Source organism: Nocardioides sp. NPDC057767 (assembly GCF_042798275.1).
Lineage (GTDB): Bacteria > Actinomycetota > Actinomycetes > Propionibacteriales > Nocardioidaceae > Nocardioides.
The window spans coordinates 44386-61934 of record NZ_JBHVKJ010000022.1 but is presented as its reverse complement, the minus strand read 5'-3'; the positions used below and the strand labels follow the sequence as shown (position 1 = coordinate 61934).

Below are 17549 nucleotides of genomic sequence, written 5' to 3'. Positions count from 1 at the left end.
ACCTCACTCAGGGCGGCATCGCGCAGGACGAGATCGGCGAGCGGGGCGAGGATCACGGGTGACTCCAAAGAGATGCGGCATGCACGAGAGCCCCCGGCCGGGAAGAACAGGGGGTGCGGACACCAGTCTAGGAGACGTCCGTAAAGACGTTTGACTTCGAGCGCGCGCGAAGCCGGAGCGTGGACGCCATGCGATACACGACCATCGGATCAGGCGCCGGCTCCCGGCGCGTCAGCAAGCTCGCGCTCGGCGTGATGCGGTTCGGGACGGACACGGACGTCTCGACCTCCTACGACATCCTCGACCGCTTCGTCGAGGCCGGCGGCACCTTCGTCGACACCTCGAACAACTACGCCTACTGGGCCAACGGCACCCAGGGCGGCGAGAGCGAGACCGTGCTCGGTCAGTGGCGCCGCGACCGCGGCGTCGGTGACGAGCTCGTCATCGGCACCAAGGTCGGCGCGCGACCGACGGATGTCGTCGAGCGGGTCGAGAACGGCTGGGAGAACCAGCGCGACCGGCGTTGGGAGGGCTTGGCCCCGGATAACGTACGCGAGCAGGCCGACCGCTCCCGCGAACGCCTCGGCGTCGAGCGGCTCGACCTCTACTACGCGCACGTGCCGGACATGAACGGCGTGCCGCTGGAGGAGTACGCCGCCGGATTCGCCGCTCTGGTGAAGGACGGTGTCATCGGCCAGTTCGGGCTGAGCAACCACTGGTCCTGGCAGGTCGAGCGGGCGCGGGCGGTGAACCCGGAGGCCGCGCGCCCGAGCGTGCTGCAGTATCACCACACCTACCTGCGTCCGCGGACGGACATCCCCGATCCGCGGCTCTCTGTCGACGGCGAGATCGGCGTGGCCGACGCCTCGCTGCTGGCCTACCTGCGGGCGACGCCGGGACTCACGCTGGTGGCGTACACGCCGCTGCTCAGCGGCGCCTACACGAACCCGTCGAAGCCCCTCGACCCCGCCTACGACCACCCCGGGACGACCGCACGGCTCGCGGTGCTCGACCAGGTTGCCGCCGAGACCGGCGCGACCCGCAACCAGGTCGTGCTGGCCTGGATGCTCGGCGACTCGCTGTCGGTCATCCCGCTGGTCGGGGCGTCCTCGGTGGCCCAGCTCGACGAGAGCCTGGCGGCGGTCGACCTGGAGCTCAGCGAGGAGCAGCGGGCTCGGCTCGACGCTGCTGGGCGATGAGCTCCGCGTCGGGGTCACAGCCGCCGACCGTCGCCTCGTAGTAGTCGACCTTGAACTCGATCGCCTCCAGGTGGCGGGCGGTCTCGGCAAGCTGCGCGCGCACCCGATCACGGTGGGCACGCAGCAGGGCCAGCCGGTCGGCCTCGTTGCCCACGCCGGACCGGACCAGCTCGGCGTAGCGTCGGATCTCCCGGATCGGCATCCCGGTCGAGCGCAGCCGGGTGATCAGGGTGATCCAGCCGAGATCGTCCTCGGTGTAGGCGCGGTGGCCCGAGCCGTTGCGGCCGACGCCGAGCATCAGCCCGTCACGCTCGTAGTAGCGCAGCGTGTGAGCGGTCAGGCCGGTCCGCTCGGCCACCTCGGCGATGCTGAGTCCGTTGCTGTGCCCCTGCGACGTCATGACTTCAGTGTCCAGGTTGGAGCGCACTCGAAGTCAAGAGGATTCAGGGCGCCGGAGCCGTGATGCAGACGATGTCGGTGCAGGCGATCGACGGCGCCACCCGCGCCGATCTGTGCGCTCTCGCCACGGTCGTGACGAACGCCTGGACCGCTGCGGGTTGAATGGCGGGTGAGAACCCGGACGTACGCCGCCGCGCTGGCGGTCCTCGCGCTCGCGCTCGCTGCCTGCGGCGTGGCCTCGGAGGTCGACCCCGCGCCCGCGCCGAGCCCGAGGGCGGACGCATCGAGATCGGTGTGCCTACGGCCTGGCGATCGACATCAACACCTTCCAGAACCCGTACGTCAAGGGCGGCCGCGTCATCCCCGAGCTCGCCCGCTGGTATCTGAACGGGTCCCGGAAGGCGCCCGGGATGATCCACGCCGACGACGTGGTCGTCAGGGCCTTCGCCGACATCGGCTGGGAGCGGGGCGGCGACTGGAACTCGCTGAAGGACTACCAGCACTTCTCCGAGAACGGCACCTGAGACCCCGCCGACTCGGCGCAACTGTCCCAAGATCAACGGCCGACTCGGCACGTCTGCCCCGCAATTCAGCGCCGAGTCGGCGCAACTGTCCCAGACCTACGCCGGGACAGACGCGCCGACTCGACCGCTTCCGGCGGGACAGACGCGCCGGGTCGACCGCTTCCGGCGGGGCAGACGCGCCGGGTCGACCGCTTTCGGTGGGGCAGATGCGCCGAGTCGGCGGTCAGACGGACTCGGCTGCGGCGAGCTCGCGCTTCCACTCGCGGAAGGTCTCCTCGGTGCGACCCCGGCGCCAGTAACCGGAGATGGAGAGGTCGGCCTTCGGGACGCCGCGCTCCTCGAGGAGGTAGGGGCGGATGCCGTGCATCGTGACCGCGGCCTCGCCGTGGACGAAGGCGTGGACACGGCCGTCGAGCCACTTCAGACCGCGGAGGGCGGTGACGAGCGGCTGCTCGTGGCCCTCGGCGTCCTCGGCGGCGTGGTGGGCGTGGCCGCCGGTGACGAGCCAGGTCACCTCGACGCCGTCCGGGTGGTCGAGAGGCTGCTCGTGGCCGGTCGCGGGGACGTCGATGACCGCGTAGCCACGCGCGTCGGCCGGCAGGGCGGCCAGCGCCGCACGGATGGCGGGCAGGGCGGTCTCGTCGCCGGCGATCAGGTGCCAGTCGGCCGTGGGGTCGGGCGCGTAGGCCCCGCCGGGTCCGCGCGCCGAGAGGGTGTCGCCGGGCTGGGCCGCAGCGGCCCAGGGGCCGGCATAGCCCTCGGTGCCGTGGACGACGAAGTCGATGTCGAGGGTGCCGTCGGCGACCGAGGGGTTGAGCGCGGTATAGGTGCGCACCACCTCGCCGTGCTCGTGCGGGAAGACCAGCTTCACATAGCGGTCGGTGAACACGCTCGACGAGAAGGCGCCGAGGTCCTCGGAGCGGAAGCTGACCCGGATCATCGTCGGACTCAGCCGCGCGGTGGCGGTGACGACGAGGATGGTCTCTGGCTTCGCGGGACGGTTCATATAGGCAACCCTAACTTCGCCGGAAAAGTGAACGCGGCAAACCGCGGTCAACCCGCCGACCGGGTGGAGTGCACCGATCGCGGCTGGGTCGTCTCGACCGGGGCGGCGGGCGAGGGGATCGCCGGGGCAGGCCGTTGCGGCTTGCTGACCAGCGAGATGCTCGGCTCGAGCACCTTCAGCAGTGTCTCGACGTGACCGCGAGCCTCGGTGACCAGCCGTCGCGCCTCGCGCGGCGACCGCTTCCGCAGGTCGAGGAGGTCGTCGTCGGCCGGACGGCGGACCCGCCGCCGGGCCCGCTGCAGCGGGGCGAGCTGGACCAACGTACGCAACCGGGTGGCCGCATCCGCGTCCGAGCCGGCGGGGCCTCCGAGAGCGGTGCGGCCGAGGAGGTCGCCGAGGGCGGCGATCTCGACGAGCGTGAAGGTGCGCTTGACCGCCGACGGCACGAGGCGCGCGACCTCGCTGCGGTGTGAGCGTTCGGCGGTGATGATCAGGTCGGCGCTCTCGATGTCGTCGACGTCGAGCGGGTAGGCCTGGTGCCGGGCCAGCCGGGTGCCGGCGAGAGCCACCTCTGAGGCGATCATCGGATCCATCTCATAGCCCTCGAGCGCCTCGCTGCCGGCCGAGATCACATTGATGCCGTGGCGCGCGAGCCCGCCGATCTGGCCGACACCCTCACGGAGCATCGCCTCGATCGCCGGCGATCGGCGTACGTTCCCGGTGCAGACGACCAGGATCGTCGCGGTGTCCATGCCTGCCTACCTTCGAGTCGTCTGACGATTCTGGAGCGTGGAACCGCACATCCACGCGGCCAACCCCCGAACGTGACGGACAGACATTACGCAGTCGGCGTACGGCTCCGAGAACCGACGGCGGATCAATCCCCCATTTGGGGGAACGGACGGAACACCCGGCCCTGTCATCCCCCGTTCCGGGTCAGGATGTGCGATGGCCCCGTGGGACCTGCCTGACGGCGGACGAGTCGCGGATGAGCAGCCTGGCAAAGACATCGGACGGAGTGACCTGTTGGACCTGCGCGACTATGTCGCTGCCCTGCGAAAGCGCTGGTACATCGTCGCCGTGCTGGCGATCCTCGGCGCCAGCGCGGCCTTCGCACAGGCGCACGCGAGCCCGCCGCAGTACCGGGCGCAGAGCACCGTCTTCGTCTCGATCGCCCGCGGCGCGACGACCCAGGAGCTGGTCCAGGGCTCGACCTTCATCCAGGACATCGTCCAGTCCTACGCCAAGCTGGCCACGATGCCGGTGGTGCTCGACCAGGTCATCTACGACCTCGACCTCGACACCACACCCAAAGCACTGGCCGAGCAGATCACCGCGGAGAACCCGCTCGACACCGTGATCATCGAGATCGACGCGGTCGCGACCACGAGCACCGGCGCCTCCGACCTCGCCAACTCGGTCGCCGACGAGCTCACCACCACGATCACCAACCTCTCCCCCAGCTCCAACAAGAAGGCCGCGGTCGAGGTGACCGTGGTCGCCCGCGCCGACCCGCCGGAGGAGGCGTTCGCCCCGCGTACGCGGCTGGCCGCTCTGGTCGGTTTCACCGCCGGCTTCGGGCTCGGCGTCGCGATCGCGGTGGTGCGCGCGCTGCTCGACACCCGGGTCAGGACCGCGGCCGAGATCGAGCAGCTCACCGACGTCGGGCTTCTCGGGGCGATCCCCCGGCGCCGGGGTCAGCGGCCCTCGCGCGGCGCGGTGACCGCCATCGACCCCCACAACGTCGCTGCCGAGGCCTACCGGAGGCTGCAGACCAACCTGCAATACCTGGACGCCTCCTCCCCGGTCCGCTCGATGGTCGTGACCTCCTCGATCGGCGGTGAGGGCAAATCCACCACCTCCATCAACCTGGCGCTGGCGATCGCGGAGCAGGGCCAGCGCGTGCTGCTCGTCGACGCCGACATGCGCCGACCGGCGGTCGCCGACTACTGCGGGCTGGAGGGTGCGGCCGGGCTGACCACGGTGCTGATCGGCAAGGCGGAGCTCGACGAGGTCGTCCAGGTCTGGGGCGACGCCAACCTGCACGTGCTCACCATGGGCGAGATCCCGCCCAACCCCGCACAGCTCATCGGCTCGCCGCGGATGGCCGACCTGCTGGAGGAGGCGCGCGCGAGCTACGACGTGGTCATCCTCGACTCCCCGCCGCTGCTCCCGGTCGCCGACGGCGCGATCCTGTCCCGCCTGACCGACGGTGCCCTGGTCGTCGCCAACTGCCGCACCATCCACCGTCCCCAGGTCCTGGAGGCCATCGACAGCCTCGAGAACGTCGACGCACGCTGCCTCGGCATCGTCGCCAACCAGGTCCGCGACACGGCTGCGCACACCTACTACGGACAGCCCGAGCAGGGCTGGCTCGCGCGCCTCCTCTCCGGTTTCGTACGTCCCCGGGAACCGCGCCAGCAGGGCTACCCCGCAGCCGGGAGCTGAGCGTGACCGTCGCGACGGCCGTCCGGGTCCGCCACGGGCAGAGCGCGCGAGCCGAGGCCTCCGGGTGGGAGGTGCTGACCGCGCTGCTGGCCGGGGCCGCGGCGGTCCTGGCCGGGACCAACTACACCCTGGTCAGCGGGCTGACCGTCGGCGGGCTGATCGGCGCGACCCTGGCACCGATCTGGATCCGGGAGGCCCGCCGCTATCGCGGCGTGATCCTGGGTGGCGTACTTCTTCTTGCCTGTCTCGTCTCCACGCTGGCGCTGTCGACGTGGCGCTCGGTGACGCATCCGCCGACCGAGGCCGGGTTGCTGACCGAGCTGCTGCCGGTGATCTCGGCGGTGCTGTGCATAGGTGCGTTGTTGTGGGCGCAGCGGGTGCTGTCGCCGGGGGCCGTGGTGTGCCTCTACGCCGTCGGCTCGTTCTTGACCGTGACGTTGAGGCCACAGTTCGCCGAGGAACCGTGGCGGTTCGGGTTCTCGATCCCGGCGACGATGCTGCTCCTGGGGGCGTGCCAGCTGATCAAGCGGCGGCCCCGGAAACAACTCTTGGCCGAGCTGGTCGTGATCGCGGCGCTCAGCGTGGTCGGCGCGCTGTCCGGGGCCCGGTCGATGAGCGCGTTCCTGCTCATGACCGCGGTGCTGCTGGTGTGGCAGCACCGGCCGAGGACGGCGAAGCGGACCACCTCCGCGCTGCTCTCCCTGGTGCTGGTCGGCGCTCTCGGGCTGGGCATCTACAAGTCGCTCGAGGAGGCCGCCCTGGACGGCTACCTCGGCGCCTCGGCCCAGGAACGCACCATCGAGCAGACCCAGACCGCCGGCTCACTCATCCTCGGCGGCCGGCCCGAGATCGGGGCCACCGTGGCCCTGATGATCCACGAGCCGTTCGGCTACGGCGCCGGCACCATGGCCACGCCGAGCGACATGCAGGCGGCCAAACAGGGCATGTCCCGCCTGGGGTACGACCCCGACAACGGCTACGTCGAGCACTACATGTTCGGCACCCGGATCGAGGTCCACTCGCTCATCGGCGACCTGTGGATCTGGTTCGGACTCGCCGGGCTGGCCCTCGCTGGTTGGCTGCTCTGGCTCGCCACCAGTTATCTGGGCCGCAGCATGGCCCACCGCACCGGCGCCGCCCTCGGCATCTTCCTCGCCCTGCAGCTGGGCTGGAACCTTTTCTTCGGTCCGATCATCAGCTCGCTGCCGCCGCTCGCGCTCGCGCTGGGCGTGTTCCTGCTGCAGCGCAAGGAGGCCGACCCGGCCCCACCCGTGACGACACCGCGGCCGCAGCTTCCCCGGCGTCGGGGCCGTCACGGCCAGCGCGCCCGCCGTCGCTATCTCGCCGGAGGTCCGCAGCGTGCGTGAGGACTGGATCGACTCCGCGCGCGGCCTGGCGATCGTCCTGGTGGTGCTCTTCCATGCCGTGATCAACCTCGACCTGGTCGGCCTCGCCGGGCCGTGGTCGCGGCTGGCCTACACCCTCGACACCTTCCGGATGCCGCTGTTCTTCTTCCTCTCCGGTCTCCTCGCTCCCGCGCTGCTCGCCCGACCGCTGCGGACGGTGCTGCGCACCCGGTGCCTGAACCTGATCTACCTCTACCTGCTGTGGTGTCTCCTGCTCGGCGCCTTCCGCGCCCTCCTGCCACACTCCCCACCGGGTGGGGTCGCCGCGGTCGCCCGGGTGCTGATCGAGCCCAACGTCTACCTGTGGTTCCTCTACACGCTGTGCCTGTTCACCCTCGTGGGCTGGCTGACACGTCGACTCCCCGCCTGGCTCGTCGTCGGCACCGCGCTGATCGTCTCCGCGGTCTTCGCCGCCGGGCTGGTCTCCACCGGCGACCTCCCCTGGGACAAGACGTTCCGCTACTGGTTCTTCTTCGTGCTGGCCTCCCGCGCCGCACCCGCGGTGCGCTCGGTCGTGCCGCGGATGCGGCCGGTCCACGTGGTCGGGCTGGGGGTGGCGTACGTGGTGGTGCTGGGGTTCTTCCTCTACGTCGCCGACGACCGGATCATCTTCGTGCGGCCGATGCTGGGGTTGCTCGCGGTGGCTGCCGGCTGCGGACTCGGGGTGATGATCGCCCGGATCCCGGCTCTCGGCTTCGTCCGCCACCTCGGCACCCGCACGCTCCCGATCTACGTCGTCCACGCCGTCCCGATCACCGCCGCCGCGGCCCTGCTCACCGGGCGGGACATCGACTGGCCGCCGGGAGCCGGGCTGGTCGCCGTGCCCCTGCTGACCCTCGTCGCGATCCTGCTCGCGCTGGCCCTCGACCGGCTGATCACCGGCCGCGTCCGGGGCGTCTTCGACTTCCCGATCCCACGCTGGACGGCCAAGCGCGACCTCGCGATGCCACTGACCCCCGCTGATCCGGCCCGCGAGCGCTAGCGGGCGTACTCGGACACGTGGGAGCCCCAGGCGCCGCGGAGCATGCCGAGGCCCCGGAGGAGGGTGCGGGTGCCGCGGGCGTGGTGGGGCTGCGAGCCGGTCAGGCGGCCCAGGACGAGGCGGGTGAAGCCGCCGAGGACGCGGACGAGGCCGCGAGCGGTGGCCCGCAGCCGCGCGCTCGGGCGGCGCCTCGAGGGAGCGAGGTGGACCTGCACGCGGGAGTCGGAGTTGCCGATGCGAGAGGCGCGGGCGCGTACCCACCCCCGGGTCGCCCGATCCGCGGGCACCAGGTCGTACACCGGGGCCTCGTCGCACCACACGATCCGGCCGCCGCCGGCGGACAGAGTGCGGGTGAAGACTGTGTCGGAGCCACCGGAGAGACCGAAGCCGAGGTCGAAGCGGAGCTCGCCCACCTGAGTCATGTCAAGCAGGAGGTTGTTGGTCGCCGCGGTGGTGACGACGGTGCCGGTCGGGTGCCGTAGGCGCCGGAAGAAGCCACCCGCTTCGATCCATGGGTCCAGGGGCCCGTCGAAATGGGAGACCACCGGCCCGACCACGGCCGCGGCGCAGGTCTCCTCCCAGCACGCGAGCAGGGTCGGCAGCCACTTCTCCGAGGGCTGCTCGTCGTCGTCGATGAAGACCACGACCGCCTCCGGCCCGACCTCTTCCAGCGCCCGATTCCGGGCCGCGGCGATGCCGGGGGTCGGCTCGTGCACATACCGCACACGTACGTCTCCCGCGGCCGCCTCCGCGACCGCGGACGAGGCGCTGGGCTGCTCGTCGTTGTCGACGACGAGCAGCCGCGCGCCAGGCACCAGATCGAGCTGGGCCCGGAGCATGCCGATCGCCTCGGCCAGCCCCTCGGGCCGCCGATAGGTGAGCATGCAGACCCAGACCGGCCTCGTCATCCCAGCACCCTCACTTGATCGTGACCGTGACCCAGTCGGAGCGGGAGATGTTGCCGAGCGGGTCGACGGCCTCGATCTTGTACTTCTGCGACGAGCCACTGGCGCGGCCGGTGTCGGTGAAGGTCATCGCGGTGTGCTTCCAGAACGGGGCGGTGACCTTGACGGTCTTGATCGGCGTGGAGTCGAGCGAGCCGCGGTAGAGCTTGTAGGTGACGGTCGCGTTGTCCTTGTCGGGGTTGCCCGGCCACTTCAGCGTGGCCTTGCCCGCCGACGGCGAGGAGCCGGTCAGCGCCCACTTGGCGCCCTTGAGCGTCGGACCGACCTTGTTCGGCGCGATGTCCTTGACCGCGAACCGCACCAGACCCTGCTGGGCGATGCCATTGACCTTGAGGAACTCACCGCCGTACACCACATAGCTGGCGTTGGCGGTCACGGTCCAGGTCGACTGCTGGGCGCTGGTGTAGGTGCCGTTCGTCCACTTGGGGTACCACTCCAGGAACTCCGGCCGCGGAGTGCCGGGGTGGTCGGGGTAGCCGTATTTGTCGTCGGCGATGTTGGTGCCGCGTACGTCCTGGGTGGTGGCGGTGGCGTGGTACCACGCCCGCGGCTTGGTCTCCGGGAGACCACCGGAGGTGTCACAGCCGTGCTTGTGACTTGCCTGGTAGACGGTCTTGGCGGTCGGCCACACGGCATAGGTGTCGCCGTGGCAGTCCTCGAGCCAGGTCAGCTTGCCGGTGGCCCAGTTGGCCTTGAACGAGCCCTCGATGTTGCCGGCGCCGCCGTAGTTGTAGCCGGAGCCGTAGAAGCTGGTGCCGTCGGACTCGAGCGAGAGGATCGCTGCCTCGCTGCCACCGTTGCGGACCTCGTCGTTGAGCGGCAGCGCCAGCGAGCTGCCCGAGGACACCTCGAGCCGGGCCAGGCCGTAGCCCGGCTTGGAGGAGCCGTTGACGCTGGTGAACGCTCCGCCGATCACGATCTTGGTGCCGTCGGAGGAGACCACGATGTCGTTGACGTTGCCACCGGCGACCTTCGGGTTCATCGGCAGTAGCTGGGTGCCGGTGTCAGTTGGCTTGACCGCGGCCACCTTCGTGCGCGCCGTCTTGTCGGCCGAGGTGAACACGCCGCCGTAGAAGACCGCGCTGGACGTGGCGGCGACCGCGTTGGTGGTCGAGTTGAAGATCGGCCGGAAGCTCGTCACCTTGCCGGTCGCGAGGTCGATCGCGGCGGCCCGGTAGCGGTTGACGCCGTCGACCTGGGTGAAGCCGCCCGCGACGTAGAGCAGCTTCTTGTCGGGCGAGAGCGCCATGTCCTTGACCTGGCCGTTGAACTTCGGCGCGAAGGTGGTGATCAGCTTCCCGGTCGAGAGCCGGTAGGCGAGCATGTTGGACCGCGGCGTCTCGCTGGTGCCGACCGCGGCACCCGCCGGGCGGGCGGAGGTGAAGCTGCCGCCGACGTAGACGATGTCACCGACGACCACCTGCTTCCAGGCGACACCGTCGATCTGCACGGTGGGAAGTACGTCGGCAGCGACCGTCGTGGGGAGGTCGGGATCGATCGGCGCGGTGTCCGCCGAGGCGGAGGTCGTCGCCAGGGTCATGCTCGTTGCCACGAGCACCAGCACAGCCAGGATCGGCTTCATCACATCTCTCATCGTGGGGGGAGGTCTATCGCTGGGGACGGCCCTTGAAGACCACCACGTCGGCGCCGTTGCCCAGATCGAGCTCGACGCGTACGGGGCGGGCTTCCTCGGGGATCTGGAAGACGTAGACGCCCTTGGCCGACTCACCGTCGGCGACCGAGGCCGGGAACGGCACCTCGCCGTCGGAGGCGACGCTCACCGCCGGGGTGCGCTCCGGGCCGTAGTAGGCGTTGACCACGCCGAGCGCCAGGTCGAGCTTCTTCCCGGTCTCGTTCTTCACCTTCACGGTGATCGCCAGCGCCGGGCCGCCGATCTCGCCGGGCAGGCTCGCGGTGGCCTGTACGGAGTCGATCCTGGCCAGCCGCGCGGTGACGCCCGGGGCCGAGGTCGCCTCGGCCTTCAGCCCGACGGTGCGGTTGTTGCCCGACGGCTTCCCCGGCTCGGTCTCCTCGGCCTCGGAGGACGACGCGGACTCCTTCTCCGACGGGCTGGCCGTCGCAGAGGGCGCGGCGGCCACCGTCGAGTCCGACCCGGCGGTGGCCGGGCCGGACGAGTTGCGCACGATGAGCACGACCGCGACGCTCACGAGGACGGCGGCAGCAGCGACGGCTGCCGCGACGTACATCCTCGAACGCGGGACTTGACTGAGCATGGGGGATCTTCCGCGGGCGGGGTCGGACAAAGACATCTGTTCAAAGACGTTGCATTGAAGCCCAAGTCCGACGCCCACGGGGGGATCCACACGATCACTCCCCAAGATCGGGTACGTGCGGAGTGAGCCTTACGGCGCGATCACCTTCATGTCGTCGTAGCTGACCTCCACCGGCGTGGCGCCGATCGTCGAGGACGCGTAGCCGCGCAGCATCACGCCACCCGGGAGCTGGTTGGCCACGGTCGAGTCGGAGAGCTCGTACGTCCATCCCGACGGCTCCGCCGAGCCGGCCGGCCACACCTTGGTGCGCACGGTCGCCGGCGCGGTGCCGGTGACCTGGAGGCGGACCTTCAGCCGGTCGCCGGGGGCGACGCTCAGGCCCGGGACGACATTGGCGCCGACGAGCGGGGTGCCGCTGCGTACGAGGTGGAGGCCGACGGTGCCGTCGGGGTTGAACCGGAGCCGCGAGGCGTAGTGGTCGCTGCCGGAGACGCGGGCGCCGAGGATCGACCAGACGAAGCCGGCGTCGGGGAGCCGGGAGACTCCGACGCTGACGGTCGCGTCGACGTCGCCGGCCGAGACCTCCTGGAGCCGGGACTCGGTGGTGGCGCCGGGAGCGACCGCGTGCCGGCCGCGGCCCTCGGATACCGAGAAGCTGCCGGCGGTGCCGGTGGTGCGGGTCCAGGTGCCACCGGTCTCGGCCGTGCCCCAACCGCTCGTCTCGGCACGCCCGAAGCTGTCCGCGGCGACGACGCCCTCGGCGGGCGGTGCCGGCTCACCGGCGACGTCGACGGTGACCCACTCGGTGGGCGACTGGTTGCCGAAGGCGTCCTCGGCGACGACGCGGTAGCTCTGGGTGGTGCCCGGCGGCGCCGCGGTGTCGAGGTAGCTCTGCGTGGTCTGCTTCCAGAACGCCGCGGTGACGGCCCTCGTGTGGATCGGAGCGTCGGCCGACGCCCGGTAGACCTTGTAGGTCACGGTCGCGTTGTCCCGGTCGGCGTTGCCGGGCCAGGTCAGCCGGACCTGGCCGTCGGCGGGCGAGGTCGCGGTGAGCCCGAAGTCCGCACCGGTCAGGGCCGGACCGACCTTGTTGGGAGCGATGGTCTTGATCGCGAAGCGGACCAGACCCTGCTGGGCGACCCCGTCGACCTTGAGGAACTCGCCACCGTAGACGACGTAGTCGTCGTTGGCGGTCACCGTCCAGGGGGCCTGGTTGGCGCCGGTGAAGGTGCCGGGCGTCCACTTCGGGTACCACTCCAGGAACTCCGGCCGCGGGGTGCCGGGGTGGTCGGGGTAGCCGTAGATGTCGCGGGTGTTGGTGCCGCGTACGGCCTGGGTGACCGCGGTGGAGTGCTGGAAGCTGCGCGGACTGGTCTCCGGGAAGCCGCCGGAGTTGCCGCAGTAGTGCTTGTGGCTGGCCTGGTAGACGGTCGTGGCGGTCGGCCAGATCGAGTAGGTGTCGCCGTGGCAGTCCTCGAGCCAGGTCAGTTGGCCGGTTGCCCAGCTGGCTTTGAAGGAGCCCTCGAGGTTGCCGCCGCTGCCGTAGTGGTAGCCGCTGCCGTAGAAGCTCGTGCCGTCGCTCTCCAGGGCGAGGATGGCGGAGTTGGTGCCACCGTTGCGGACCTCGGAGTTGACCGGCAGCGACATCGAGGCGCCGGTCGCGACCTTGATCCGGGCCAGGCCGTAGCCGGGGCTGGACCAGCCGTTGACCCTCGTGAAGTTGCCGCCGATCACGATGTCGGCGCCGTCGGGCGAGACCGCGATGTCCTGCACGGAGCCGTTGGAGACGGTCGGGTTCATCGACAGCAGGCCGGTGCCGGTGTCGGTGGGGCTGACGGCGGCCACCTTCGTACGCGCGGTGTTGTCGGCCGAGGTGAACACACCGCCGTAGAAGACCGCCGTGGACGTGGCCGCGACCGCGTTGGTGGTCGAGTTGAAGATCGGCCGGAAGCTGGTCAGCGCACCGGTGGCCAGGTTGATCGCAGCACCCCGGTAGCGGTTGACCCCGTTGACCTGGGTGAAGCTGCCGGCGACGTAGAGCAGGGACTTGTCGGGCGAGAGCGCCATGTCCTTGACCTGGCCGTTGAAGCTCGGCGCGAAGCTGTCGATCAGCTCACCGGTGGAGAGCCGGTAGGCCAGCATGTTGGCGCGCGGGGTCTCGTTCGTTCCGGCCGCGGCGCCCGCCGGGCGAGCCGCGGTGAAGCTGCCCCCGACGTAGACGGTGTCACCGACGATCACCTGCTTCCAGGCGACCCCGTCGATCTGCACCGTCGGAAGTACGTCGGCCGAGACCGTCTCCGGCAGCTCGGGGTCGACCGGAGCCGTGTCCGCCGTCGCCCCTCCCGACATGACCAGGCTGCTCACCCCGAGAACAGCTGCGACCGCCCCGGCCGCCAGCAGACGCCACTCGTGAATCCGCGTCATCATCCATCCCTGAACAAGGCGGCTCCCTCGGCCGCGACACGGCAGTGTCGCGGACATCCACAGCCATCTACCCGCCAATCGCCCTCCCCATCCCCTGAATCGGGTATGTGTTGGACCCAGGCGCCCAACCCGCGCAAACTGCGTGGTGCAGACTCCAGCAACGTCAGTAGGCTGCACAGTCCACAGGAAGGCACACGTCTCTTGACTGTCCCGCCCGGTCCGCCCCGGAAAATCCTCCTCGGCCTCTCCGCGGTCGCCACCGTGGTCGCGCTGTCCTCGACCTATGTGCTGACCAGGGGTCAGGCCGAGGACCCCGCGCCGCGTACGGAGCGGAACTACGCCAACCTGCCGCCCGACGACTTCGGCGGACCGGTGACCCTGACGCCGAATCCGTCCGGCTCGGCGTCCCCGTCCGCCTCCTCGACCAGCTCGGTCAAACCCTCGCCCGGCGCGACCCCGACGACGCGGTCCTCGGACCCGGCGAACCGTTCCGGCGGCCGGCCTTCCGGGCAGGAGCCGCGCGAGGGCGAGCCTCTGGGTTCGCCTCCTCCGGGCGCGGGCTCGCCGGGGCCGCGCGACACCGGCGTACCTCCGAAGAAGAAGCTGCGGGTCCACCGCGGCGACCTGGTCGTCAGGACTCCCGGGCAGGTGGTCGACGGCCTCGAGGTGCACGGCCGGATCCGTGTCGAGGCGCCGAACGTGACGATCCGCAACACCTTGGTGATCGTGCCGACCGGCTCGGAGACCGCTGGGATCTCCAACAACAACGGCAACGGCGCGGGGATGCTGGTCAGCAACGTCGAGGTGCGGGCCGAGAACGCCGCCCCGGGCGTCAACGGGGTGGTCGGCCACGACTTCACCCTGGAGGGCTCCGAGATCCACCACGTCACCGACCAGGTGCACATCACCGGCAGCAACGTGATCGTGCGCGACAACTGGTTTCACGACAACTACCACTTCCAGAGCGACCCGTACCAGGACGGCGGCGCCTCCCATGACGACTCGATCCAGATCATCGGCGGCGGCAACATCACCATCGTCGACAACCGCTTCACCGGCGCCTACAACGCCGGTGTGCAGATCACCCAGAGCATCGGCGACGTCAGCGACGTCACGATCCGCGACAACCTGCTCGGCGGCGGTGGCTGCACCGTCAACATCGCCGAGACCCGCCGGGGCCCGATCCGCGGCGTGGAGATCCACGACAACCGGTTCCTCAGCGACCAGCGCGTCGACGGGTGCGCGATCATCCGCCCGTCGTCGACGAAGGTCAGCCACTCCGGCAACGTCTGGGACGACACCGGCCGCCCGGTGACCCTCAGCCGCGGCTGAATCGCCCCCCGAGCGCGCCGCGCACCGTCACCACCAGCGACATCACGTCGCGGCGGACCGGAGGGACAAGAAGGAGAAGCGCGTACGCCGCGGCCCCGGCCACCACGCAGGCCGGCACCGCCACCCCGGGGTGCTGAGCGTGCAGGGCCTGGGCGGTGGCGTAGGCCGCGCCGGCCACGGCGCCCGCGACGAGCAGGATGCGGGCGGCACCGAGGTAGAGCGGGCCGACGCGGAGCCGGGTGCGGCGGGAGAGCCACCACAGCGACAGCGGCCATTCGAGCAGATGGGCGGTGGCGTAGCCGACCGCGACGCCGGTGATCCCGAAGCGTACGCCGATGAGCACGCAGACGACCTTCAGGACCGAGGCGACCAGGGTGTAGTGGCGCAGCTCGGTGGTCAGACCGTGGGCGAGGTAGACCCAGTAGCCGACGTAGGCCAGCGTCTGGAAGAGGCCCGCGCAGGCGAGCAGGGCGAAGACGCCGGCGACGTCCCAGCCGGGGCCGAGGAAGAGGGCGCAGACCGGGGCGGCGGCGCCCGCGAGCAGGCCGAGCCCGGCGCCGAGGCTGTAACCGAGCGCGACCTGGCCGCGCTGCACGAACCGCTGGGTCAGCGCCGGGTTGTCGCGGATCCGGCTCAGGACCGGCAGCGCCACGGTCGTGGTGGGGCCGCGCAGCTGGACCAGCGGGTTCATCAGCAGCTGCCAGGCGCGGTTGTAGGAGCCGAGCTGGTCGGCGCCCAGGCGGGTGCCGATGAGCACGGAGTCGATGTTGCTGGCGGCGTAGTTGATCAGCTGAGTTCCCGCCAGCGACCAGCCGAAACGCAGGAACCCGCCCATCTCGACCCCGCGCCGTGGGCGCCCGGGGAGCCAGCCGGCGAACGCCCCGACGGCGCCCAGCGCGACGGCGCCTTGGACCAGCTGCTGGACGACGAGGGCCCAGTAGCCGGCGCCGTTGGCCGCTGCGTACGCGGCGATCCCGAGGGCAAGCAGCGGCGCCAGCGTGGTCGCGGCGGCGAGCCTGGCGAAGAGCATCCGGCGGGTGAGGTCGGCGCGGTACTGCGCGGCCATGCCGTTGAGGACGAAGATGCCCGCCAGGGCGGCGGTCAGGGATGTCAGTGCCGGCTCGTCGTAGAGGGCCGCGACGAGCGGGGCGGCCGCGACGGCGAGGAGCGCGAGGCCGACGCCGAGGCCGGTGTTGAGCCACCACAGGTTCGTCTGCTGCTCGCGGGTCAGCACCTTGGCCTGGACCGCGGCGGTCGAGAGCCCGAGGTCGCGGAAGATCTCGGCGACCGCGATGACCGCCAGGACCATCGCGACCAGGCCGTAGTCGCGGGGGCTGAGCAGCCGGGACAGCACCGCGACGGAGGCGACCTGGACCAGGATGCGTACGCCTTGACCGCCGAGCACCACCATCCCGCCTCGGGCGGCGCTCCTGCCGAGCCCGCGCCGCTCGGTGTCCTCGCTCACCGCGCTCAACCGAGGACCTCGGTGGCGATCTCGTCGCGGTAGCGCTCGGCGCCGAAGCGCTCCTCAGCATTTTTGCGTCCACTGGACGCCAATTCGGCAGCGAAGGCCGGGTCGGCGGCGAGCCGCCGGATCGCCTCGGCCAGGTCACCGGCGTCGCCGGGGGTCACCAGGAGGCCGGTCTCGCCATCGGTGACGATCTCGGCCAGCCCCTGCACCCGGCTCGCGACCAGCGGCCGCTCGGCGAGCAGGGCCTCGACGGCGACGTTGCCGAAGGGTTCGACCCGGGAGGGCACCAGCACCACGTCGGCCTGGTCGAGCTCGCGGGCGGGCTCGTGGACGTAGCCGAGGAACTCGACGCTGCCCGCGAGGTCGCTGTCCGAGGCACGGACGCGGAGCTCCTGCTCGAACCACTCATAGCCCGCGAACACCGAGCCGCACACCCGCAGCCGCGCGTCGATCCCGCCACGGCGCACCTCGGCGAGCGCCTCCAACGCGACGTCGGTCCCCTTGCGCGGCGAGAGCCGCCCGACCAGCACCAGCCGCAACGGCCCGTTCGGGGTCCGGGTGCGTGGCGACACGACGGACTCCGGCCCCGGCACCCCGTTGTAGACGACGGTCGTACGCCGCGCCAGCACCTTCACCGTGCGCACCAGAACGTCGCGCGATGCCCGCGAGTTGGCCACCACCCGGGTCGCCAGCAGCAGCGGAGCGGTCAGAGCGAGACGTACGGGCTTCGGCTGGTCGTCCTCGGCCTCGTGCACGTGGCAGACCACTGGGACGCGGGCCGCGCGGGCGACGACGATCCACCACGGGATGGTCACGGTGTTGACCAGCAGCCGGCCGGGGCGGACCCGCCGCCACAGCCGCGCCGCGCGCACCCAGAACACCATCAGCGCCGCGGCCAGCCGGACCAGACCGGTCGGGCTGAGGTAGGCCTTGCGGAGCACCGGGAATGTCATCACCTCGACGCTCGCCCCGGCGGCCTGGAGCAGCGGGATCAGGGGTCCACGCTCGGGGACGACCACGGTGATCCGCTGCCCCGCCTGGTGCAGCCCGCGCACCGTCTCGACCAGCTGAAGATCGGAACCGTAGACGTCCGGCGACGGGTGGGCGACCAACAAACGCATGATGAGCAAAGGTAGGCCACTCGAACAGTCCGGGCCGA

General features: G+C 70.9%; 15 protein-coding genes. 6 read left to right on the top strand and 9 right to left on the bottom strand.

The genetic code is table 11. From position 1 onward, the window contains the following. Positions 1–188: 188 nt before the first annotated feature. Positions 189–1199 (top strand): aldo/keto reductase, encoded by a 1011-nt coding sequence (locus tag ACFVDI_RS13370; RefSeq protein WP_378905613.1) that lies wholly within the window; start codon positions 189–191, stop codon positions 1197–1199. Here the strand turns inward: ACFVDI_RS13370 and ACFVDI_RS13365 are convergent. Next, positions 1156–1599 carry a MerR family transcriptional regulator gene (locus ACFVDI_RS13365; protein WP_378905610.1) on the bottom strand — a complete coding sequence of 148 codons (444 nt, stop codon included), beginning with the start codon at positions 1597–1599 and terminating at the stop codon, positions 1156–1158. The genes ACFVDI_RS13370 and ACFVDI_RS13365 overlap by 44 nt on opposite strands. 220 nt (positions 1600–1819) lie before the next feature. Here ACFVDI_RS13365 and ACFVDI_RS13360 point away from each other — a divergent pair, with 220 nt between their 5' ends. After that, positions 1820–2122: a M15 family metallopeptidase gene (locus tag ACFVDI_RS13360; protein ID WP_378905690.1), complete on the top strand. Its 303-nt coding sequence runs from the start codon at positions 1820–1822 to the stop codon at positions 2120–2122. 223 nt (positions 2123–2345) lie between these two features. On the opposite strand, the gene ACFVDI_RS13355 is transcribed toward ACFVDI_RS13360, so the two are convergent. After that, positions 2346–3128, bottom strand: coding sequence for a siderophore-interacting protein (locus tag ACFVDI_RS13355; protein WP_378905607.1), 783 nt, complete (start codon positions 3126–3128; stop codon positions 2346–2348). A gap of 47 nt (positions 3129–3175) precedes the next feature. Next, complete coding sequence (locus tag ACFVDI_RS13350; protein WP_378905604.1) at positions 3176–3880, bottom strand: hypothetical protein; 705 nt, start codon at positions 3878–3880, stop codon at positions 3176–3178. A 274-nt stretch (positions 3881–4154) separates the two neighbouring features. Here ACFVDI_RS13350 and ACFVDI_RS13345 point away from each other — a divergent pair, with 274 nt between their 5' ends. Genes ACFVDI_RS13345 through ACFVDI_RS13335 form a run of 3 tightly spaced genes read left to right on the top strand, consistent with a single transcriptional unit; the run spans position 4155 to position 7964 of the window. Beyond that, positions 4155–5576 carry a polysaccharide biosynthesis tyrosine autokinase gene (locus tag ACFVDI_RS13345; protein ID WP_378905601.1) on the top strand — a complete coding sequence of 474 codons (1422 nt, stop codon included), beginning with the start codon at positions 4155–4157 and terminating at the stop codon, positions 5574–5576. Between the two features lie 2 nt (positions 5577–5578). Beyond that, positions 5579–6943: a hypothetical protein gene (locus tag ACFVDI_RS13340; RefSeq protein WP_378905598.1), complete on the top strand. Its 1365-nt coding sequence runs from the start codon at positions 5579–5581 to the stop codon at positions 6941–6943. After that, the gene (locus tag ACFVDI_RS13335; protein WP_378905595.1) at positions 6936–7964 is read left to right on the top strand and encodes an acyltransferase family protein; all 1029 of its coding nucleotides are present in this window, start codon (positions 6936–6938) and stop codon (positions 7962–7964) included. The genes ACFVDI_RS13340 and ACFVDI_RS13335 overlap by 8 nt, the downstream gene beginning before the upstream one ends. Here the strand turns inward: ACFVDI_RS13335 and ACFVDI_RS13330 are convergent. The 4 genes from ACFVDI_RS13330 to ACFVDI_RS13315 all read right to left on the bottom strand — a co-directional run bounded on the left by ACFVDI_RS13330 (position 7961) and on the right by ACFVDI_RS13315 (position 13587). Beyond that, positions 7961–8872, bottom strand: coding sequence for a glycosyltransferase family 2 protein (locus tag ACFVDI_RS13330; protein ID WP_378905592.1), 912 nt, complete (start codon positions 8870–8872; stop codon positions 7961–7963). The two genes, ACFVDI_RS13335 and ACFVDI_RS13330, sit on opposite strands and share 4 nt — an antisense overlap. Before the next feature lie 10 nt (positions 8873–8882). Then, positions 8883–10514, bottom strand: coding sequence for a hypothetical protein (locus ACFVDI_RS13325; protein WP_378905589.1), 1632 nt, complete (start codon positions 10512–10514; stop codon positions 8883–8885). A 22-nt stretch (positions 10515–10536) separates the two neighbouring features. Continuing rightward, on the bottom strand, positions 10537–11163 hold the full coding sequence (locus ACFVDI_RS13320; protein ID WP_378905586.1) for a hypothetical protein: 627 nt from the start codon (positions 11161–11163) through the stop codon (positions 10537–10539). Positions 11164–11292: 129 nt separating this feature from the next. Next, positions 11293–13587 (bottom strand): hypothetical protein, encoded by a 2295-nt coding sequence (locus ACFVDI_RS13315; RefSeq protein WP_378905583.1) that lies wholly within the window; start codon positions 13585–13587, stop codon positions 11293–11295. Positions 13588–13788: 201 nt separating this feature from the next. On the opposite strand from ACFVDI_RS13315, the gene ACFVDI_RS13310 reads away from it, so the two are divergent. Further along, positions 13789–14919, top strand: a complete 1131-nt coding sequence (locus tag ACFVDI_RS13310) for a right-handed parallel beta-helix repeat-containing protein (protein ID WP_378905580.1) — start codon at positions 13789–13791, stop codon at positions 14917–14919. Here the strand turns inward: ACFVDI_RS13310 and ACFVDI_RS13305 are convergent. Both ACFVDI_RS13305 and ACFVDI_RS13300 read right to left on the bottom strand, forming a co-directional pair. Then, a complete protein-coding gene (locus ACFVDI_RS13305) occupies positions 14906–16384 on the bottom strand; it encodes a lipopolysaccharide biosynthesis protein (RefSeq protein ID WP_378905577.1) in 1479 nt (492 codons plus the stop codon). The two genes, ACFVDI_RS13310 and ACFVDI_RS13305, sit on opposite strands and share 14 nt — an antisense overlap. Positions 16385–16389: 5 nt before the next feature. Next, entirely contained in the window at positions 16390–17511 is a 1122-nt protein-coding gene (locus tag ACFVDI_RS13300; protein WP_378905574.1) for a glycosyltransferase family 4 protein, read from the bottom strand. Between the last annotated feature and the right edge of the window lie 38 nt (positions 17512–17549).